At 55.1% G+C, this 17627-nt stretch carries 18 protein-coding genes; 5 read left to right on the top strand and 13 right to left on the bottom strand.

The features are described 5' to 3' along the window. Window position 1: 1 nt before the first annotated feature. The 5 genes from tssL to ACX8ZY_RS06225 form a co-directional block, all read right to left on the bottom strand. Complete coding sequence (gene tssL / locus ACX8ZY_RS06245; RefSeq protein WP_459260766.1) at window positions 2-655, bottom strand: type VI secretion system protein TssL, short form; 654 nt, start codon at window positions 653-655, stop codon at window positions 2-4. Continuing rightward, window positions 652-1989, bottom strand: coding sequence for a type VI secretion system baseplate subunit TssK (gene tssK / locus ACX8ZY_RS06240; protein ID WP_033788132.1), 1338 nt, complete (start codon window positions 1987-1989; stop codon window positions 652-654). Before tssK ends, tssL begins: the two co-directional genes overlap by 4 nt. A gap of 17 nt (window positions 1990-2006) precedes the next feature. Further along, window positions 2007-3554 carry a type VI secretion system contractile sheath large subunit gene (gene tssC, locus ACX8ZY_RS06235; RefSeq protein WP_459260764.1) on the bottom strand — a complete coding sequence of 516 codons (1548 nt, stop codon included), beginning with the start codon at window positions 3552-3554 and terminating at the stop codon, window positions 2007-2009. A gap of 33 nt (window positions 3555-3587) precedes the next feature. After that, window positions 3588-4088: a type VI secretion system contractile sheath small subunit gene (gene tssB / locus ACX8ZY_RS06230; protein ID WP_010671384.1), complete on the bottom strand. Its 501-nt coding sequence runs from the start codon at window positions 4086-4088 to the stop codon at window positions 3588-3590. A 565-nt stretch (window positions 4089-4653) separates the two neighbouring features. Further along, on the bottom strand, window positions 4654-5523 hold the full coding sequence (locus ACX8ZY_RS06225; RefSeq protein ID WP_425021104.1) for a helix-turn-helix domain-containing protein: 870 nt from the start codon (window positions 5521-5523) through the stop codon (window positions 4654-4656). Between the two features lie 177 nt (window positions 5524-5700). Between ACX8ZY_RS06225 and ACX8ZY_RS06220 the strand changes: the two genes are divergently transcribed. Then, window positions 5701-6600, top strand: a complete 900-nt coding sequence (locus tag ACX8ZY_RS06220) for a DMT family transporter (RefSeq protein ID WP_050679758.1) — start codon at window positions 5701-5703, stop codon at window positions 6598-6600. 36 nt (window positions 6601-6636) lie between these two features. Here the strand turns inward: ACX8ZY_RS06220 and ACX8ZY_RS06215 are convergent, their stop codons facing one another. Next, a complete protein-coding gene (locus ACX8ZY_RS06215) occupies window positions 6637-6870 on the bottom strand; it encodes a hypothetical protein (RefSeq protein ID WP_010257893.1) in 234 nt (77 codons plus the stop codon). Between the two features lie 285 nt (window positions 6871-7155). On the opposite strand from ACX8ZY_RS06215, the gene ACX8ZY_RS06210 reads away from it, so the two are divergent. Beyond that, on the top strand, window positions 7156-8382 hold the full coding sequence (locus ACX8ZY_RS06210) for an L-lactate MFS transporter (RefSeq protein WP_022624176.1): 1227 nt from the start codon (window positions 7156-7158) through the stop codon (window positions 8380-8382). Window positions 8383-8420: 38 nt separating this feature from the next. On the opposite strand, the gene ACX8ZY_RS06205 is transcribed toward ACX8ZY_RS06210, so the two are convergent. The 5 genes from ACX8ZY_RS06205 to ACX8ZY_RS06185 all read right to left on the bottom strand — a co-directional run bounded on the left by ACX8ZY_RS06205 (window position 8421) and on the right by ACX8ZY_RS06185 (window position 12426). After that, window positions 8421-9296 (bottom strand): SMP-30/gluconolactonase/LRE family protein, encoded by an 876-nt coding sequence (locus ACX8ZY_RS06205; RefSeq protein ID WP_400369220.1) that lies wholly within the window; start codon window positions 9294-9296, stop codon window positions 8421-8423. Between the two features lie 512 nt (window positions 9297-9808). Next, window positions 9809-10090: a putative periplasmic lipoprotein gene (locus ACX8ZY_RS06200; RefSeq protein ID WP_033758553.1), complete on the bottom strand. Its 282-nt coding sequence runs from the start codon at window positions 10088-10090 to the stop codon at window positions 9809-9811. Between the two features lie 274 nt (window positions 10091-10364). Beyond that, a complete protein-coding gene (locus ACX8ZY_RS06195) occupies window positions 10365-11171 on the bottom strand; it encodes a hypothetical protein (RefSeq protein WP_421665276.1) in 807 nt (268 codons plus the stop codon). A 9-nt stretch (window positions 11172-11180) separates the two neighbouring features. Further along, a complete protein-coding gene (locus ACX8ZY_RS06190; RefSeq protein ID WP_346531665.1) occupies window positions 11181-11633 on the bottom strand; it encodes a universal stress protein in 453 nt (150 codons plus the stop codon). 7 nt (window positions 11634-11640) lie between these two features. Further along, window positions 11641-12426, bottom strand: a complete 786-nt coding sequence (locus ACX8ZY_RS06185; RefSeq protein WP_010257875.1) for an IclR family transcriptional regulator — start codon at window positions 12424-12426, stop codon at window positions 11641-11643. 149 nt (window positions 12427-12575) lie between these two features. Here ACX8ZY_RS06185 and ACX8ZY_RS06180 point away from each other — a divergent pair, with 149 nt between their 5' ends. The 3 genes from ACX8ZY_RS06180 to ypdK all read left to right on the top strand — a co-directional run bounded on the left by ACX8ZY_RS06180 (window position 12576) and on the right by ypdK (window position 15482). Further along, the gene (locus ACX8ZY_RS06180; RefSeq protein WP_089415058.1) at window positions 12576-14174 is read left to right on the top strand and encodes an MFS transporter; all 1599 of its coding nucleotides are present in this window, start codon (window positions 12576-12578) and stop codon (window positions 14172-14174) included. A 2-nt stretch (window positions 14175-14176) separates the two neighbouring features. After that, window positions 14177-15205, top strand: a complete 1029-nt coding sequence (locus ACX8ZY_RS06175) for an HlyD family secretion protein (RefSeq protein WP_010257869.1) — start codon at window positions 14177-14179, stop codon at window positions 15203-15205. Between the two features lie 202 nt (window positions 15206-15407). Next, a complete protein-coding gene (ypdK, locus tag ACX8ZY_RS06170; RefSeq protein ID WP_099257831.1) occupies window positions 15408-15482 on the top strand; it encodes a membrane protein YpdK in 75 nt (24 codons plus the stop codon). A 51-nt stretch (window positions 15483-15533) separates the two neighbouring features. Here ypdK and alaC read toward each other — a convergent pair whose 3' ends face one another. After that, window positions 15534-16766 carry an alanine transaminase gene (alaC, locus tag ACX8ZY_RS06165; RefSeq protein ID WP_033758563.1) on the bottom strand — a complete coding sequence of 411 codons (1233 nt, stop codon included), beginning with the start codon at window positions 16764-16766 and terminating at the stop codon, window positions 15534-15536. 117 nt (window positions 16767-16883) lie between these two features. Further along, a complete protein-coding gene (locus ACX8ZY_RS06160) occupies window positions 16884-17408 on the bottom strand; it encodes a GNAT family N-acetyltransferase (protein WP_031590544.1) in 525 nt (174 codons plus the stop codon). Between the last annotated feature and the right edge of the window lie 219 nt (window positions 17409-17627).

The raw sequence follows: 17627 nt of genomic DNA, 5'->3' as shown, positions 1-17627 counted from the left end.
CTTACCCCGGCCTGACAGTCTGGCTCACCAGCTCGGTAAGCGAAGACGAAAGGAAGAACCACAGCGCCACCAGGGCGACAGCGGCCACAACCCATGTCAGCCAGTACCAGCGACGATCGCTGCGCAGGCGTGATACCCGGGCAACAATGGGGGCGTCCTGTGCCAGCATGAAGGCCGGCACCCGTTCCGCGAGCGCACGAACGATATCTTCCCGACGCTCATCATCCTGGGCGCGATACTGACCGACAAAACCCAGCTGCAAAGTGCGGTACATGCAGGTCAGAACGGCGGCGTCAGGGGCGGTTTCTTTCAGCAGGTTGCGGATCCGTTCCCACAGCTCCTCACCGGCATTGAGGGTACCAAAGAAGTGGGCCTGCAGCGGATCACGACGCCACGTCAGGTAACCATCATCAGTGGTTCCGCGATTCATCACGCTCTCATCAAGCAGTGCACACAGGGCATACACCATATGGTCACGGCTGATTTCGCTGTAACCTGCCTCCGTGAGCGCCGCTTTCACCTCCTGCACCAGACGGCAGGCACGGCGATAAAGCCCTTCCCCGTCCCGGACTTCCTGACCGCCCCGCAGCTGGCTGGCCATCAGCCAGCCCGGGTAGAAAATACGTTCTATCTGGCTGAGTTCGGATTTATTCATGAGCGCAGGACCGCAAAGAGTTCCAGATTTACATCCCCCAGTGAGCGCGGGGTGTAGAAGGTGCAGCTGCCCATCTCAAGCATTGCCCGTGCCGCCTCCGTACTCAGATCCAGCGAGAAATACTGGTTCTCAAGACGTAAAGGGATAGCGGCCGGAACATGGGCCAGCGGCTTGATAGCCATCCCGCTCAGGGCCACATTCACCACATCCGACACATCGTCAAAGCTGCCCGCTTTACACAGCTGCGGGAATTTCGTCTGTAGTTCATGATTCGGCATGGAGGATCGAACGGAGAGATAGAAGTCTGCCCCTTCGCGCAGGCGCGCATCGTGCAGGGCACCTTTCCAGATCTGATCCTGATGCTCCAGGTGGATACTCACCACCCGCGACGGCAGGCTCGCTTCCAGAAGCTTGTCGAGCAGTGCCAGCAGCGGCGGAAATACCCGTTCCGGTGCATCGTGCTGATAAGCAGGAATATCCCCGGCGTCGTGCTCAAGTGAGAAAGTCAGCAGGCTGCCGGCCAGGCGGGTCAGTTCGCGGTACAGCAGTTCCGGGTGACGAGACGGGGTCTGCAACAATTCCGTCAGTACGGGTTCAGCGCTGTTCAGGGCGTTGAGCAGCCAGAACAGGGAGACATCGGCGACCGCAAAGTCGGCCATCCGCTCATTACTTTCACGGCGCATGGACATCAAACGCTTCCTGCGTGCCTGCAGGCGCACCAGCAGGTCATTCAGTTCGGTAGTAAGCCACGGACTGGCCGCAACGGACATCATCGGCGGGATAAAAGCTGGGTCCCGGCTCCACTGCCCCTGTGCATTACGCACCAGACGGGCTACCGGACAGGTCAGGTATGCCGTGTTTTCCTGGCTGGACAGACGCAGGGTCAGCGCATGACGGAGGATCGCGAGTTCCCCGCTTTCATGGCCGGCCAGTTCCTGCACGACGACACGCTCCGCTTTCCAGCGGCGCGGCCGCTCACTGTCCTGACCGTTATCGAGGTTGCCACCGCCGGCGCTCAGCAGTGGCAGCGCGACAACCACGTCAACAGCCTCACTGCCGGCGGCAACAGACAAATCACAGACCGGAGGAAGCGTGTCTGCCAGGTCGGTATCAACAAGGGTCCCGTCCTGAAAGCGCACCACCAGACGTGTTGCATTCAGGCGCGAGAGCGCAAGCACTGCATCATCAAATTCTGCCGCAACCACGCCCCAGGGATGAGAAATACCCATCCGGGCGACCATGTCTGCAACACGTTCATTCCAACGGGCCTGCTGCTGGAATTGTTGCGGGGCCAGAGCGGCCCCATCTTCCCAAAGTGGGCGGTAAATTTTCATCCCTGCTCTCCCTCGCCTCAGGATTTCGCTTTCGGCATCTGGGAAACCAGCGACAGATTGACGTCCATCCCTTCCACCTGGAAGTGCGGCACGGCATAGAGCTTCACACGGAAGAAACCCGGGTTGTCCTCGATATCCTCCACCGTCACTTTCGCGTCGCGCAGCGGGTGAGAAGCCTGCAGCTCGTCGCCCGGATCGGTCATTTCAGTCACCAGACTACGAACCCAGGTGTTCAGCTCAAGCTCCAGCAGACGACGGTCTTTGGTAGTCCCGATATTTTCCCGCTGTATAAGCTTCAGGTAGTGGGCAATACGCGACAGCAGGAAGATGTACGGCAGACGCGCATTGATGCGGCTGTTGGCTGTCGCATCTGCGGTGTCATACAGGGCTGGTTTCTGGGTCGAGTTCGCCGAGAAGAAGCACGCGTAGTCGCGGTTTTTGTAGTAGGAGAGCGGAATAAAGCCGAGATTGGCGAACTCAAATTCGCGGGTTTCCGGGATCATCACTTCAGAGGGGATTTTCACCTGATTGCCGGTGCCGAGGTCATACAGGTGGATAGGCAGATCCTGAACGGCACCACCGGCCTGCGGGCCACGGATTTGCACACACCAGCCGTTATTGATAAAGCTGCGCACCATGTTGGATGCAAAGGCGAAGGATGCGTTGGCCCAGAGGTATTTGTCGTGATCCGGGCCTTTCACTTCTTCAACATAGTTGAAGCTGCGCACGGGTACGGTATCCGGGCCATACGGCAGGCGGCCCAGCACACGCGGCATCACCAGACCGATATAGCGGGAATCATCCGTCTCACGAAACGATTTCCACTTGATGTACTCGGCACGGTCAAAGTAGTTACCGATATCTTTTATAGCCGCCACTTCCTCCATCGAATCCTTGAGGAAAAATTTAGGGCCAGCGGAGCCGATAAACGGCATATGCGCAGCAGCAGAGACTTTAGATATGTTGCGCAGAAGCGTTACATCCTGAGCGGAAGCATCAAACTCGTAGGCGGAAATCAGCGCGGCAATCGGCTCTCCACCCGGGGTGTCATACTCATCAATATAGGTATGCTTATACAGTCCGCTCTGGATAATTTCCGGGCAGTCTTCGAAGTCCTGTCGCAGGTCTTCTTTGGACATATCCTGCAGTTCAACCTTCACGTTCTGACGGAAATCGGTTTTGTCGACAAGCGATTTCACGCCGCGCCACAGACTTTCTACCGCCTGGAAGTCCTCATGGTGCATGACAGCATCAAGCTGACGACTAATCTGGTAGTCCAGCTCAGCGATATGATGGTCAATCAGGTTTTTGTCGAGTTTTTCAACTTTTGAGCCCGCTTTTGTCAGGCACTCCAGGAACACCTGCATCCCGGCCGTTAAACGTTCATCCGCAGTCGCATCCGACATCGCCTGCGCATCCTGCCAGATATCCAGTGCACTGAGTTCGGAGACCGGGTTCAGATTGATTTTTTTAAACAGAGACGCATAAACCCCACCAGCGGCCGGACGTTCCAGCACCACACTCTCGCCACCCGCGGCATTCTCATTTTTTACAGACATCAACATCTTCCTTATTAATCCGTTAAAACATCCTGACCGTTATGGCTGTTTAGGGGCCAGAGCAGACAACTCAGATCTGAGTTCTGCGCTTAATGCCGGGTCGAGCAGAATTTTTTCAAGCTCTTTCCGGAAAGCCTGATTGTCCAGCAGGTTAGCTTTTAAATCGCGAAGCAGATTACGCATGGAAAGCATCGCCTTCAGCTGAGGGATCTGCCGGGAAACCTGCTCAGGGGTGAAATCCTTCATGCTCTGGAATGTCAGATTGATATTGTCTTCGCTACCGTCACCGGCAAGCGTGTTTTTAACGGTGAGATTGACTTTTGGGGAATATTCGGAAAGTACTGAGTCAAAGTTATTTTTGTTCAGATTAACTTTTTTGCGTTCAGAGAGTGGCGCGGACTCCTGACCATTACTGAAGTCGCCCGCCACCAGTAATTTCAGGGGGAGTTCGGTTTTCTTGCTCGCCCCGCCCGTATGCAAATCAAGTTTTAAATTGATACGTGCCTTGGGTATTTCGGACTGAAAGGAAGAGTTAGACATGGCTGTCCCTGTTCTATGGAGTGATAGAAACCGCCACAGCCAGTGTCAAATATTAAGAATGGCTTACCCTGCCATAAAACATTCCTGCTATTAAACATTCAGTGAAAAGCAGAACCTGCGGTCAGAAGCGAGTACATTCCATTTACTGGCGATATGACGTGATGAAAGAGCGTAAATCCTGAATTTATTTTTCAGATAAACACCCATGGCGCGAGTTTAGAAATAGTGGGTCAGCTAAAGGAAATGATAATATGTAACCATATGTAACAGGATAAACTTGCCAACAAAAATCTGATACTGATCTGATATATAAGATTTTTCTTAAGATTTCGGCTGTGGGGCGCATGATGGCTGGGACTAAAAAATGTTTCAGTGAATAGTTCATTGCGGGATTGAGCAGAGAAATTACCCAATGCTAAAAAGTGCGGTTCATGCTTTTTTTACAGGATAGCGGCAGAAAGTGAAAACGAGAACCAGCCCAAACGGGTTAGTTTTTATAATAAGTTATGTTAATGATTTGTGGCACTGTTATACGCTGCTAATGTGCCTGTTGCCGCTAAGAAGTTCATCGACTTTCCCGACGACACGCCGAGGGCGTCATACCATAAACCTGCCGGAAACGATGGCTGAAGTGGGCTGAAGAGTGGTAACCACACTGAAGGGCAATATCGGTCAGCGTAAGATCGGGCCGCTCAAGCAACATCCTTGCACGATCCATACGACGGCGCATCACGAACTGGTGTGGTGCCTCGCCAGTGGTGTGACGGAACATGCGGGCAAAGTGAAACTCACTCAATGCCGCTTCCTGCGCCAGCACAGACAGGGTTAAAGGCTGATCGAGATGGGTTTCAATAAATTCCAGAACCCGCCGTAATACCGCGGGAGCCAGTCCAGCCCGCACCTGGGGCAGTTGCCACTTTACTTCACTGTAGTGCTGCAGCAGATGGGTCAGCAAGAGTGTTGATGCGCTGCTCAGCGTCAGCTGGCTGGCGGGCTGTTGCCAGTCGCTGCTCAGCAGAAAGTGTCGATAGAGCTGGGTAATGCGGTCATCAACAGAAAAGATTTTCTCATGCAGGTTTAACTGCGCCGGACTGCGGTCCCAGACCCGTTCGGCCAGTTGCCGTAGCTGGTTCTCGCTGCAATAGAGATGAACAAAGGCGAGATCCGCACGCAGATCCCAGGTTGATTCCGTGCCTGCCGGCATCAGACAGAAGCGGTCCGGTGCGCCACCGTTACGCCAGCCATGCGGGGTTTTATGCCAGGTATCGTAGCCGCCCGCCACGTAAAGGCTCAGCGTGTGATGGTCGCTGAGGTTTGTCACGCGATCGCCACTATTAAACCAGGCTGCCAGCTGAATGCCGCTGTGAAGCTGCACCTGATCGCGCAGTTGTGCTTTGTGTCGTTGCAGCATGTCAAAGGTCTGGAAGCGACTCATCGGGGTATCAGTTCAGATAAACAGAGTGCCAGTTTACGGATTGCGCGGGACAGAAAACAGAGCACATCGGGACAGAGAGTAAAAATGCGCAAGATTTTGCAAACCCTGCGCAATCCGCTGCAAGACCAGGGAGCGTTGCGGGTGCAGACTCGGCGTTTTGCGGTGGAGAATCTGGTAATGAACCTGTTTTTGTATCTCTCAGTCGTGCTGATCTGGGGCACGACCTGGATTGCGATTTATGCGCAACAGTCTGCAGGCATCAGCGCCGTAACTGTCGCTGTCTTCTGGCGTTTTTTGCTGGCCTCGCTGGTCATGTTATTGCTGCTTAAGCTGATAAAGCGTCTGCACAGGCTGACGCTGCAGGATCACCTCTTCTGTGTGCTGCAGGGCTGTTGCGTTTTTGGCTTTAACTTTGTCTGCTTTTATTACGCCTCTGGCTATATCAGCAGCGGACTGGAGTCGGTCATTTTCTCTATGGCGGTGATGTATAACGCCATTAACAGCTGGATATTTTTCCGTCAGCGCCCTTCCGCACGTCTGATTCCGGCGATAGTGCTCGGCATGGCGGGCATTGTTGCGTTGTTCTGGCACGATCTGCGCAGCACTCAGGCCTCGGCCGGCTTGATGTGGGGCATTGGGTTAAGTGCGCTGGGCACCCTGGGATTTTCATTCGGCAATATGATCAGTCAGCGGCATCAGCGTCTGCAACGTGACGTGCTGACAACCAACAGTTACGGCATGTTATACGGTGCGCTGATCATGGCACTGGTCTCGCTGCTGCAGGGTGTTTCGCTGCAGCCGACATGGAATACACAGTGGTTTGGGGCATTGATCTATCTGGCTATCGTGGGATCGGTGATGGGATTCGGGGCCTATTTTACGCTGGTGGGACGTATCGGAGCCAGTCGGGCTGCCTATACAACGGTGCTGTTTCCGCTGGTGGCGCTGGCACTCTCTACCCGTTATGAAGGATATGAGTGGCATGCCAGCGCCATCCCTGGCCTTGTCATGATTTTACTGGGCAATGTCGTGATGTTTGCCCGTTGGCCGGCAAGTCGTCGCCGGATAATCATCTGACGCGGAGGCGGGCTGAGGCCCGCCTCCGGATGGGCGTTATGCCCACTGCTGCTGAAGGAGTTTCTGTGGTTTATTGATCGCTTTACGCGCAATCCAGTAGAGCAGAACACGCTCATCGTCACTATCACGATCGGCCATCGACAGCAGTTTTAATGCTAGCGTCGATTTGGTCACAGGCTGTTGTTCTGTACTGAGTTCAATCACCGCCTGACCGATGATGCAGCAAACTTCATCCTCACTGGTGCTGGATTCATATGTCCGGTCTTTCATATTTCCTCCTGATAAGTGAACTGTTAGCCTGGCAAATAATCTGTAAACCTGCTCACAGAATCATCTTAATGAAACATTATCTTACGGCTAATTACGCTTAATCATTAAGCTGCCGTTTTGCTTACTTTTGACGCGACGTCGCTAACCTCTCCCGATGCCATTCATACCGCCTGAATGGCATTTCATTCCCCGATCCGTTCCGTTCATGCCTTTACTGCTCACGCGCGCGAATCACTGCTTTATTCTGACCGCAGTTTCCAGATTCCCGGATGGGAGAGAAAAATTATGAACCAGACTCAACAGGCTTCTTACCAGCGTGCTCGCTGGCTTACATTGTTCGGAACGGTAATCACTCAGTTCGCACTGGGGTCAGTCTACACATGGAGTTTGTTCAACGGCCAGCTGTCACAGAAGCTGGATGCGACGGTCAGTCAGGTTGCTTTTTCGTTTGGTCTGCTGAGTCTGGGGCTGGCTATTGCCTCCTCGCTGGCCGGTAAATTACAGGAACGTTTTGGCGTACGCCGCGTCACTATCGGGGCGGGTGTGCTGATGGCGCTGGGTTTCTGGCTTACCGCGCATGCTAATAACCTGATGATGCTCTATTTCAGCGCCGGGCTGCTGGTGGGTCTGGCGGATGGCGCAGGTTACCTGATGACGCTCTCAAACTGCGTGAAGTGGTTTCCGGAGCGCAAAGGGATGATCTCTGCCTGTGCGATTGGCGCTTACGGTCTGGGTAGTCTGGGATTCAAATTTATCTGCGGGGCGCTGCTGGCAACGGTGGGTCTGGAGCAGACCTTTATGATCTGGGGCGTGCTCGCGATGTCGATGATTATCCTAGGTGCACTTCTGATGCGTGATGCCCCCCTTCAGGATACCGGGAGCAGCACGAATGGTCAGCAACATGCGCGGGATTACACGCTGGCACAGTCGGTGCGTCTGCCACAGTATTGGATGCTGGCACTGATGTTCCTGACAGCCTGCATGAGCGGTCTCTATGTGATAGGCGTTGCCAAAGATATAGGCGAAGGGCTGGTGCATCTGACTACGCAGACCGCTGCCAGTGCGGTAACGGTGATTGCGATTGCCAACCTGAGTGGCCGTCTGGTACTGGGCATACTGTCTGACAAAATGATGCGCATCCGGGTTATTTCACTGGCGCAAATCGTGTCGCTGATCGGGATGAGCGTGCTGCTGTTTACCCGAATGAATGAGATCACCTTCTTCCTGTCACTCGCCTGTGTAGCCTTCAGCTTTGGCGGTACCATCACGGTATTCCCGTCGCTGGTCAGTGACTTTTTCGGCCTTAACAACCTGACAAAAAACTATGGTCTGCTCTATCTCGGATTTGGTATCGGAAGCGTGCTGGGCTCACTGGTCGCCTCACTGTTTGGCGGGTTCACCGTCACCTTCAGCCTGATTATGACGCTGCTGGTCATCTCCCTGTTCCTGTCACTCACCATCCGCTTACCACAGAGTTCTGTTACAGCAACACCTGTATTGCAACGTCATTAACCATCACGACGGGCCGCGCCAGAGCGGCCCGTTCACGTTTAGCCGCGGAATCGCGGCTCTGCCATGCCCGCCACCGAGACGTCCACCGCAAAGATATCGCCTGACTGCGGATAGCGTGCCAGCTCCTCTTCGGTGCGATCTTCCCGTGAACTGGTAATAAACAGCGTTTTAAGATCGGCGCCACCAAAGGCCACCATGGTTGGCCACTTCACCGGCAGCAGGATCTCATCGACGATTTCGCTGCTCTGGGGATCGATGCGTACTACGCGTCCGCCATCAAACTGTGCGGACCAGTAAAATCCTTCGCTATCCACTGCGGCACCATCCGGCAATCCACCTTTCGCGTCGAAACGGCGGAACAGAGTGCGTTCGCCCGGTTCGCCCTGCGCATTTAATGGATAGCGATAGAGCGCTTCATTCGGCGTGTCACTGTGATACATCCAGCGCCGGTCGGGAGAGAAGGCCAGTCCGTTGGAAATTTTAATGTCACGCGCCTTGACCTCCAGCTTCATGTCAGGCGTCACGCGGCACAGCAGCCCGCCATTTTTGTCCTGCGGTTCCCACAGGCTGCCGCACCAGAAATTCCCCCAGGGATCAACGCGGCCATCATTAAAGCGACTTTGCGCAGCCTCACCGGGATTCTCTGCGATCTTTCTCTCTGGCTTACCCTGCGCATCCAGCAGCCAGACACCGCCACGTAATGCTGCTATCAGACCGCCCTGCTCACGCAGACCGATGCATCCCACCTCTTCCGCCTGCGGGAAGGTTTGCAGTTCACCGCTGACCGGATCAAAACGGTGAATGGCGGGTGCCAGAATATCGACACAGTACAGCACCTGTTCTTCCACTGACCAGAGCGGGCATTCGCCCAGTTCAGCCTGTAAAGCCAGAATATTTTTAACGTCATGCGCCATGTTTCTCTCCCATTGAACTGACATGCTAATAATGTAGTTGTAAAAACTTTCAAATGAGAATTATTTTCGCTTGATTTTGAGACTATTCTCTTTGATAGTATTTACTATTCAGTTCATTCTTATTTCTTTATTATTCTCCGCTGCAAAACGCAGCACTCTGAAATATTCCGTAATACCTTCTTAAATAACTCTACAAAGCCTGCATCTTCACTCCACTTTTCCAGCGTAGTGTCATAGTCATTGGAAAAGAGGAGAAGCTTCCGATGAAGAGATTAATTAAAGTCGCTTCGGTGGTTGCGCTGATGACATTATTAAGTGGTTGTATCATCAGCCCCAGACACGACAATGGCTGGCACCGCGGGGGTGGCGGCGGATATCATGGAGGCTACTATGGAGGTTATCACGGTGGGTATCATGGCGGTCACCATCGCCGCTAACGGGCAAAGATGTCACACAGCATAAAATAAAAGCATTAAACTTTAAGGGCGGGATAATTATCCCGCCCGTTTTATTTAGCTTTTCACAGCATAATTACACTGGAACCACGCTTTCTGCAGTCCCGGAATATGACTCTCCTGCGCAGGTAACGCCTCGACTTTATCAAAGCCTTTATTACTGCAGTAATTCGCCAGATCAATATTCATTGCATCACGATTGACCTTTACCGGGTCAAAACGGTACTGCACGGTATTTGAGCCTGGATCTTCATCTACACGTTCAAATGCCCCGGGTTTGCTGGCAGTACATCCACTCAGCAAAATCAGCGCCAGTGCGCCGGTTATTAGTTTTTTCATTTAGTTATCCTCACGTTGCCGCGCAGTTTATGACGCAGCATGCCGCGCATCCATAGGATTAATGCGCGAAAAATCAAAACTTGAGAAGCTTTTACCGATTAATGTAATACGATTAAACGGCTAGCACTATCATACGCGGCGTGACAAGATGCATTCAGACAAAACGAAGACTGCACCACACCAGGAAATGCCAAAAATAAAAATCTGTTCCTCTCTTCCCTGCCCGCGCTTAGCGGGCTTTTTTTCGCCCGCCATTCCGCTGCTCCGCTGCCGCTTACTGGCCAGTCAGTGCAATCATTCTACGTAACAGGTTAGCGGCGCGCTTGTCAGGTAATGCCAGAATCGCACTGTAGAGGTCAATCGACATGGCACACAACGATGAGCGATCAACCGCCGTGTCGGCAGGCATATTCAGCTGCTGCAGCTTATCCCCCCACTGCTGATAGAGCCGGGCGACAATCTTTTGCAGATCATCCTGCGCCAGCGCCTTATCCAATGGCTGATCGGGCAATGGACTGTTCAGCAGCAGCTGCTCCATGGCATCCGCCTCTTTGCGATTCAGCGACGGCGGCAGCGTGGTCAGCAGATTGATGCCACCACTCACCTGCGGATAGAGATAACGGAAGCAGAGGCCCGGATCGATTTGGTTCAGCGCCCGCATCTCTTCAACCGTGACGCTGATATAGTTGACGACCGCCGCGTCAGTTCCGCGCATCAGCCGCTGATTAATCACCTCAATCAGCCAGCCACGTAGCTCGCCCGTCGCCTTTTCAGCTGGCTCCCCCGCACGGATGCGCCGGGTCAGCTCCTGGGTCAGCAACAGCCATAACGCCGGTTCCTGAGTCTGCAGCACCCGATAACCGGGCATCTTTGCCAGTTGATTTACCGCCTGCTCACGCTGACTGGCCTGCAACTGATGCGGCGCAACCCAGCTGAACCAGAGCAGATTTGCCAGTATCAGGGGCAGCAGAAAGATGATCAGCCCCTGCCACAAACGCAGCCGGGTGGTTTTGATCAGTACAATTACAATCAGCGCCAGCAGCGCAAACGCGGCCAGCGTAATAAAAAGCAGAGCATTCATGCGGCGGGATTAATCCTTACGCACATCGATCAGCACAGGACAGTGAGCGCGCTCAATAACGGATGCGCTGACCGAGCCTTTTAACAGCCGATTCAAAGAGGAGAGATGGCGACGTCCCATGATAATCATGCTGGCCTTAAGCTGTCGCGACTGGGCAACGATAGTATCTGCCGCGTCACCCGCCAGAATCATGCCCCGCGCATTAATGCCCGCGCGCAGTAACGGAGCCAGTGCATGGCGCACCACCATTTCTGCCGTATTCTGCTCATCCTGCGCGGCCACAAAATCGGCCGGATCTTCACCCGCATCGATTTCCATTGGCTGATTACAGGAGGAGTAAGCGGGATCGACGCAGCACAGCACGACCACCTCGGCGCGATGCGCCAGCGCTTCTTCAATGGTTAAGGCGACCACTTTTTCCGCTACCGGAGAGTGATCAATGGCCATCAGCAGGGTTTTCATCGAATGCTTATCCTTCTATCGCGGCGACTTTGCCGATTTCACGCACCAGTGCCTCTTTACACTTCAGCATCTCGTCACGAAAACGGGCTTCGTGTCGCAGAAAACGTGCAGAAGGCACCAGCAAAGAGACAGAAAAGCGACCAAACAGCGTATCCAGCGCAAACGCCATGGTAGAGATACCTTCCAGCGTTTCACCGCGATCCACGGCGATACCGGTTTCGCGCACTTCCCTGATAAGTTGCAGCAACTGAGGCAGCGTTTTCACCGTCATATCGGTTAACTCCTGCCAGGCGTCGCCAACGATCGTCCGTACATCTTTTTCACACTCCAGCGCCAGCAACGCCCGTCCACCGGAGGTGCTGTAGAGCGGCAGATTGAGTCCCATATGCGGAACCACCCGAAGCTCACGCGACGCCACCACGTGGTGAATAATCGCCAGCTGACTGCCGCTGGCGCGCGCCAGCGAGACGGTTTCATTGGTGTCGGAAGAGAGTTTTTCCAGCAGCGGACTGACCAGATCAACCACATCGGTATGTACGCTGGAGATTAGTTTTAACAGCGCCGGCCCCAGACGCAGTCCGCCCGCCCCGCTGCTGCGCACCAGCTCTGCACTGTCGAGCGCGGCAACAATACGCTGCACCGTTGAGCGCGGCAGTTCGACCGCCTGAGCGATCTCACCGAGGCTCATGCCGCCGGGCTGTTCGCCAAGCGCATTAAGAATTTTTGCCGCACGGGCGATGACCTGTATACCGCCCGTTTTTTCATCCTCGCGGCTGGAGGGTTGATGTGCCATAGCGTCGTCCTGTTTGAGCTGCCTTACTGTAGCGCGAATGCCGCACTTTTTACAGCCTGTACCACATTGCAATACAGTATACCGGGATGTAATATTACGACCTGTATCACATCGCAGTACACTGCATCATAATAACGAGATCGCCTGCAATGAACGCTAAGCCTGCCGCCGCGCCGGCCCCTCATCCTTTTACACTGCAACTGGCACTGGGATTAGTCGGCGTGCTCATCGCCGCCCTGACCTCCGGGCTGAACGATCGCGTCAGTGATATCGCGCTGGCCGATATCCGTGCCGCGATCGGCATCAGTTACGATCAGGGTAGCTGGATTATCTCTGGCTATCAGGCGGCAGAAGTGGCCGCCATGATGATTGCGCCCTGGTTTGCCGTCACCCTGTCGCTGCGGCGTTTTACGTTAGGCGTGTCGGCGGGATTTATGCTGACTGGCATTCTGCTGCCGCTGGTGCGGGATCCGACGCTGTTTATCAGCCTGCGCGTATTGCAGGGCCTGTTTGGCGGCGCCTTACCGCCAATGCTGATGACAGTCGCCCTGCGCTTTCTGCCGCCGCCCTTTAAACTTTTTGGCCTGGCGGGCTATGCCCTCACCGCGACGTTTGGCCCCAATATGGCGGCCTCGCTGGCCTCGTTGTGGACCGATCACGTCAGCTGGATGATGGTGTTCTGGCAGGTCGTGCCGTTGATGCTGATCGCTATGCTGCTGACAGGATGGGGATTGCCCCAGGATCCGCTGCGACCGGAACGCTTTCAGCAGATCGATCTGTTCGGCATGGTGACCGGCTGCAGTGGTGTTGCGCTGCTGATTCTGGTGCTGACCCAGGGTGAGCGCCTCGACTGGCTGAACTCGCCACTGATTACCGGTATGTTGCTCACCGCGCTGCCGCTGCTGCTGGTTTTCCTGATTAATGAGTGGTTTCACCCGCTGCCGCTGTTTAAATTGCAGATGCTCCGACGGCCAAATCTGGCGCATGGCTTGCTGGGCCTGGCCTGCGTGCTCATCCTTGGGCTTTCTGGCTCCGCGCTGCCTTCGGCCTATTTTGCTCAGGTCAGCGGCTTTCGCACCCTTGAGTTTGCCCCGCTGGCGCTGGCGGTGGGCCTGCCGCAGCTGCTGATCGCACCGCTGATTGCGGCCCTGCTGAATATCCGCTGGATCGACTGCCGCTGGATGCTGACGGCGGGCGTCGGCTTGCTGGTGACCTCCTGTCTGCTGGGCACACAGATCACCAGTGACTGGGCAAGACAGAATTTCTGGCTGCTGCAGATCCTGCAGGCGTTCGGACAACCGATGATCATTTTGCCGATACTGATGAGCGCCACCAGCGTTGTGGCCCCGCCAGAAGGCCCGTTTGCCTCGGCAATGTTTAATACGGTGCGCGGCTTTTCCAGCATCGCTGCCTCTACGCTGGTTGAGGTTTTCCTTTCGCATCGTGAGCAGTTTCACTCCAGTGTGCTGATTAATCAGGCGGCCAGTCGCAGCTGGCTGATGACAGCGCCGACGGCCAGTCAGGCCAGCAGCAGCTTGCCGCTGTTGCCGGATGGCAGCATCAGCGCCGCCGATAATCTCAGCGGATTCGCTTCCCTTGTCAGGCATCAGGCCACGATCCTTGGCCTGAGCGACAGCTGGCTGATGCTGACCGGCTTTGCCGCCTGCCTGTTATTGCTTACCGCCATCCTGCCAAAACGGGTGTGGCCGCCTCAAACTTTGATTCAAAACCCTTCCCGGAATAACTGAATATGCGTGCTTTCGAAATGAAAAGAACCCTGCTGCTGAGTCTGTTGCTGCTGGTGTTACTGGCCATCGCTTTTGTGGTCTGGTCACTGATGACCGGCAATGATCACCGCACCAACGACGCTTACGTCAATGCGGACTACACCCTGGTGGCACCGAAAGTCTCGGGCTACATCAGCCACGTGCAGGTGCAGGATAATCAGCAGGTCAAAGCGGGTCAGCTGCTGGCGACGCTGGACGATCGTGACTATCGTGTGGCGCTTGAGAGTGCGGAGGCTGACCTGCAGGTGAGCCAGGCGAAACTGCTGAGCAGTCAGGCACAGCTGGAGCAGCAGCAGTCGGTGATTGATCAACAGAAAGCCAGCGTCGCGGCCAGCGAAGCCTCTGCGCAGTATGCCGGTCAGAGCGCCGATCGTTATAACCGCCTCTATAAAAGCGGTACCGTGGCAGCCGACGATCAGCAGAAAGCCAGCTCAAACCAGCGCTCGGCGCTGGCAGCCGTGCATCAGAGTCAGGCTGCGCTGGCGTCGGCAGTAAAACAGGTGGGGGTGTTACAGGCGGCGGTGCGTTCTGCGGAAGCGGATGTTGCAGCGGCGAAGGCCAGCGTCGATCAGGCCAGGCTGAATCTCTCCTACACCCGCATTACTGCGCCCGTTGACGGCATGGTAGGTCAGCGCTCGGTGCGGACCGGCGCGTACGTATCAGCCGGCACCCGTCTGCTGGCGGTGGTGCCACTGCAGCAAACCTACATAACCGCTAACTATCTTGAGACGCAGTTAAGCGATGTGCGTCCCGGCCAGCGGGTGCGGATCCGGGTGGACGCCCTGCCGGGCGAGACCTTTACTGGTCATGTGGACAGCATCGCACCGGCCACCGGCGCAACTTTTTCGGCGATCTCTCCCGATAACGCCACCGGCAACTACACTAAAGTCGTTCAGCGTCTGCCGGTGAAAATTGTGCTGGATGGCGACCAACAGCATCTGGCTCAGTTACGTGTAGGCATGTCGGCGATCCCTGAAATCGAAGTGCCGTAAAATTGTGAGCAATATCTCAGAACGGACCTATTTCATTTGGGGAGGATTCCGCGTAAATTAGCGCTCGATCCTGTTCTGAGTTATTCAGATCAACCCGGAAAAGAGCAGACCATGACTGTAAATGGCGATCTCTTTTCCACATCTGTTCGCGTTGCACTGGTTTGGGATCGCCATCATCGTAACCGCTCAGAGGAGTTGCTTTGTGAAATATGCCTTGATGGGAATATCTTTTTTCGCGTTACTTTGGTTCGGAACCTTTGTTCTGCTGCTGAAGTAATGGCGTGACAGTGCCGCCACGGGGCGACCCTTGAGTCGCCCCTGCTGGCTGTCAGCGTTCTTCTTCCATTTTTATGCTGCCTGGCAATATGCCATCGGCACGAAACATCGCTTTAATTCCCCGTACCGCCTGACGAATACGATCGCTGTTCTCTATCAGCGCAAAACGCACGTGCGTGTCGCCATAGTCGCCAAACCCGATACCGGGCGAGACACAGACTTTCGCCTCCTGCAGCAGTTGCTTAGCGAACTCCAGCGACCCAAGATGTGCGTAATGATCCGGTATTTTTGCCCAGACGTACATTGAGGCTTTCGGGTTATCCACCATCCAGCCCGCTTCATGCAATCCTTTGACCAGCACATCACGGCGGCGTTTGTACTGCTCTGCGATGTCGCGCACGCACTGTTGATCCCCTTCCAGCGCCGCAATCGCCGCCACCTGCAGTGGCGTAAAGGTGCCGTAGTCATGATAACTTTTGATTCGCGCCAGCGCGGCGACCAGCTCTTTGTTGCCCACCATGAAACCGATACGCCAGCCCGCCATGTTGTAGCTTTTTGACAGGGTAAAGAATTCGACGGCGACATCACGCGCGCCCGGCACCTGCATAATCGATGGTGCTTTCCAGCCATCGTAGACGATATCGGCATAGGCCAGATCGTGGATCACCAGCACGTTGTACTGCTTCGCCAGCGCAATCACCCGTTCGAAAAAGTCGAGCTCCACACACTGTGCGGTGGGGTTGGACGGGAAGCCAAGGATCATCATTTTTGGCTTGGGATAGCTCTCGCGGATGGCGCGTTCCAGCTCATTGAAGAAGTCGACACCCGCCACCAGCGGCACCGAGCGTACCTGCGCCCCGGCAATCACCGCACCGTAGATATGAATCGGATAGCTGGGATTGGGCACCAGCACGGTATCACCGTGATCCAGCGTCGCCAGCATCAGGTGCGCCAGCCCCTCTTTGGAACCGATGGTGACAATCGCCTCTGATTCAGGATCGATCTCAACCTGATAGCGATCGGCGTACCAGCGCGAGATCGCCCGGCGCAGGCGCGGAATACCGCGAGAGGTGGAATAACCGTGGGTATCGTCACGCTGCGCCACCTGGCATAACTTTTCGACGATGTGTGGCGGAGTCGGGCCATCCGGGTTGCCCATTGAAAAGTCGATGATATCTTCGCCGCGCCGACGCGCAGCCATCTTCAGTTCAGCGGTGATGTTGAAAACGTAAGGGGGTAAGCGTTCGATACGCGAGAAACGACGGGGTGTGCTGTTATCAGCCATGATGTCCTCTGGATTACGTAAGCGCCCGGACCGTCCGAGCGACGCGGGTCACTGTGGTGACCCGTTACGAACATAACGTGGCGAGGATCATTTTGTCGAGGGTGGCGGAAAATATTTTTATTTTTGCGGATTCAGCCGCCCCAGCAGCCAATCGTTCACCCAGCAGCCGTTCAGCAGATAATTATCCCGTAGCGTGCCCTCCAGCTGAAAGCCGTTTTTCTCCAGAATACGGCGTGACGCCCAGTTCCCTTCAATCACCATCGCTTTGAGTTTGTGGAAATCGGCTTCAAGCAAAAACTGACATAGCGCAGCCAGGGCTTCGCTGCCATATCCCTGACCACAGTGGCGATGCAGCAGCATATAGCCCACCTCCGCCTGACGATATGGCTCCCATTCGGGGCTGCAGCCAAACAGGCCAATCGGCTCACCGTTGTCACGACGTCGCGCAACCAGGCAGAGCATATGAAAACTGCTCGCCTGCCAGGGGGCCAGACGCTCGGTGAAGCGCTGGCGGATATCCGCTTCATCAGGGACTTCGCTCACCCAGGTCATGGTGTCGCGATCTTCATGGACGGCACGAAACAGTTGCCAGTCTTCTGGCTGTAATTTACTCAGGGTTAATCTGGCGGTGACAAGTTGCATCTGCTGCTCCCGATGGGCGCGGTTTTCCAGCGGTCACTGGCGCGCCTCATCGCGCAACATAGCAAAACGGCACCTTAGCGACCAGCCTCTGCAGGGCGAAAAAACTGTTCCCCTTTAATGCACTCAACCTTTCCTCTTTTTTGCAGATATGCCGTAAAAATTGATCTGAAACACTAACTCCCGCCGTGATTGATCGGGACGCTAGCGGTTCGCGATCAC

The organism is Pantoea sp. XAF26B01_ASV70 (assembly GCF_054512635.1).
This window is presented reverse-complemented; position numbering and strand designations above follow the sequence as displayed.

Excerpts from the sequence above, each read along its gene's own strand:
- tssC (WP_459260764.1), bottom strand. The coding sequence starts at position 3,554 with ATGTTGATGTCTGTAAAAAATGAGAATGCCGCGGGTGGCGAGAGTGTG.
- tssB (WP_010671384.1), bottom strand. The coding sequence starts at position 4,088 with ATGTCTAACTCTTCCTTTCAGTCCGAAATACCCAAGGCACGTATCAAT.
- ACX8ZY_RS06185 (WP_010257875.1), bottom strand. The coding sequence starts at position 12,426 with ATGGCACATCAACCCTCCAGCCGCGAGGATGAAAAAACGGGCGGTATA.
- ACX8ZY_RS06160 (WP_031590544.1), bottom strand. The coding sequence starts at position 17,408 with ATGCAACTTGTCACCGCCAGATTAACCCTGAGTAAATTACAGCCAGAA.
- ACX8ZY_RS06195 (WP_421665276.1), bottom strand. The coding sequence starts at position 11,171 with ATGAATGCTCTGCTTTTTATTACGCTGGCCGCGTTTGCGCTGCTGGCG.
- tssK (WP_033788132.1), bottom strand. The coding sequence starts at position 1,989 with ATGAAAATTTACCGCCCACTTTGGGAAGATGGGGCCGCTCTGGCCCCG.
- ACX8ZY_RS06220 (WP_050679758.1), top strand. The coding sequence starts at position 5,701 with ATGAACCTGTTTTTGTATCTCTCAGTCGTGCTGATCTGGGGCACGACC.
- ACX8ZY_RS06225 (WP_425021104.1), bottom strand. The coding sequence starts at position 5,523 with ATGAGTCGCTTCCAGACCTTTGACATGCTGCAACGACACAAAGCACAA.
- ACX8ZY_RS06210 (WP_022624176.1), top strand. The coding sequence starts at position 7,156 with ATGAACCAGACTCAACAGGCTTCTTACCAGCGTGCTCGCTGGCTTACA.
- ACX8ZY_RS06200 (WP_033758553.1), bottom strand. The coding sequence starts at position 10,090 with ATGAAAAAACTAATAACCGGCGCACTGGCGCTGATTTTGCTGAGTGGA.
- ACX8ZY_RS06190 (WP_346531665.1), bottom strand. The coding sequence starts at position 11,633 with ATGAAAACCCTGCTGATGGCCATTGATCACTCTCCGGTAGCGGAAAAA.
- ACX8ZY_RS06180 (WP_089415058.1), top strand. The coding sequence starts at position 12,576 with ATGAACGCTAAGCCTGCCGCCGCGCCGGCCCCTCATCCTTTTACACTG.
- alaC (WP_033758563.1), bottom strand. The coding sequence starts at position 16,766 with ATGGCTGATAACAGCACACCCCGTCGTTTCTCGCGTATCGAACGCTTA.
- tssL (WP_459260766.1), bottom strand. The coding sequence starts at position 655 with ATGAATAAATCCGAACTCAGCCAGATAGAACGTATTTTCTACCCGGGC.
- ACX8ZY_RS06215 (WP_010257893.1), bottom strand. The coding sequence starts at position 6,870 with ATGAAAGACCGGACATATGAATCCAGCACCAGTGAGGATGAAGTTTGC.
- ACX8ZY_RS06175 (WP_010257869.1), top strand. The coding sequence starts at position 14,177 with ATGCGTGCTTTCGAAATGAAAAGAACCCTGCTGCTGAGTCTGTTGCTG.
- ACX8ZY_RS06205 (WP_400369220.1), bottom strand. The coding sequence starts at position 9,296 with ATGGCGCATGACGTTAAAAATATTCTGGCTTTACAGGCTGAACTGGGC.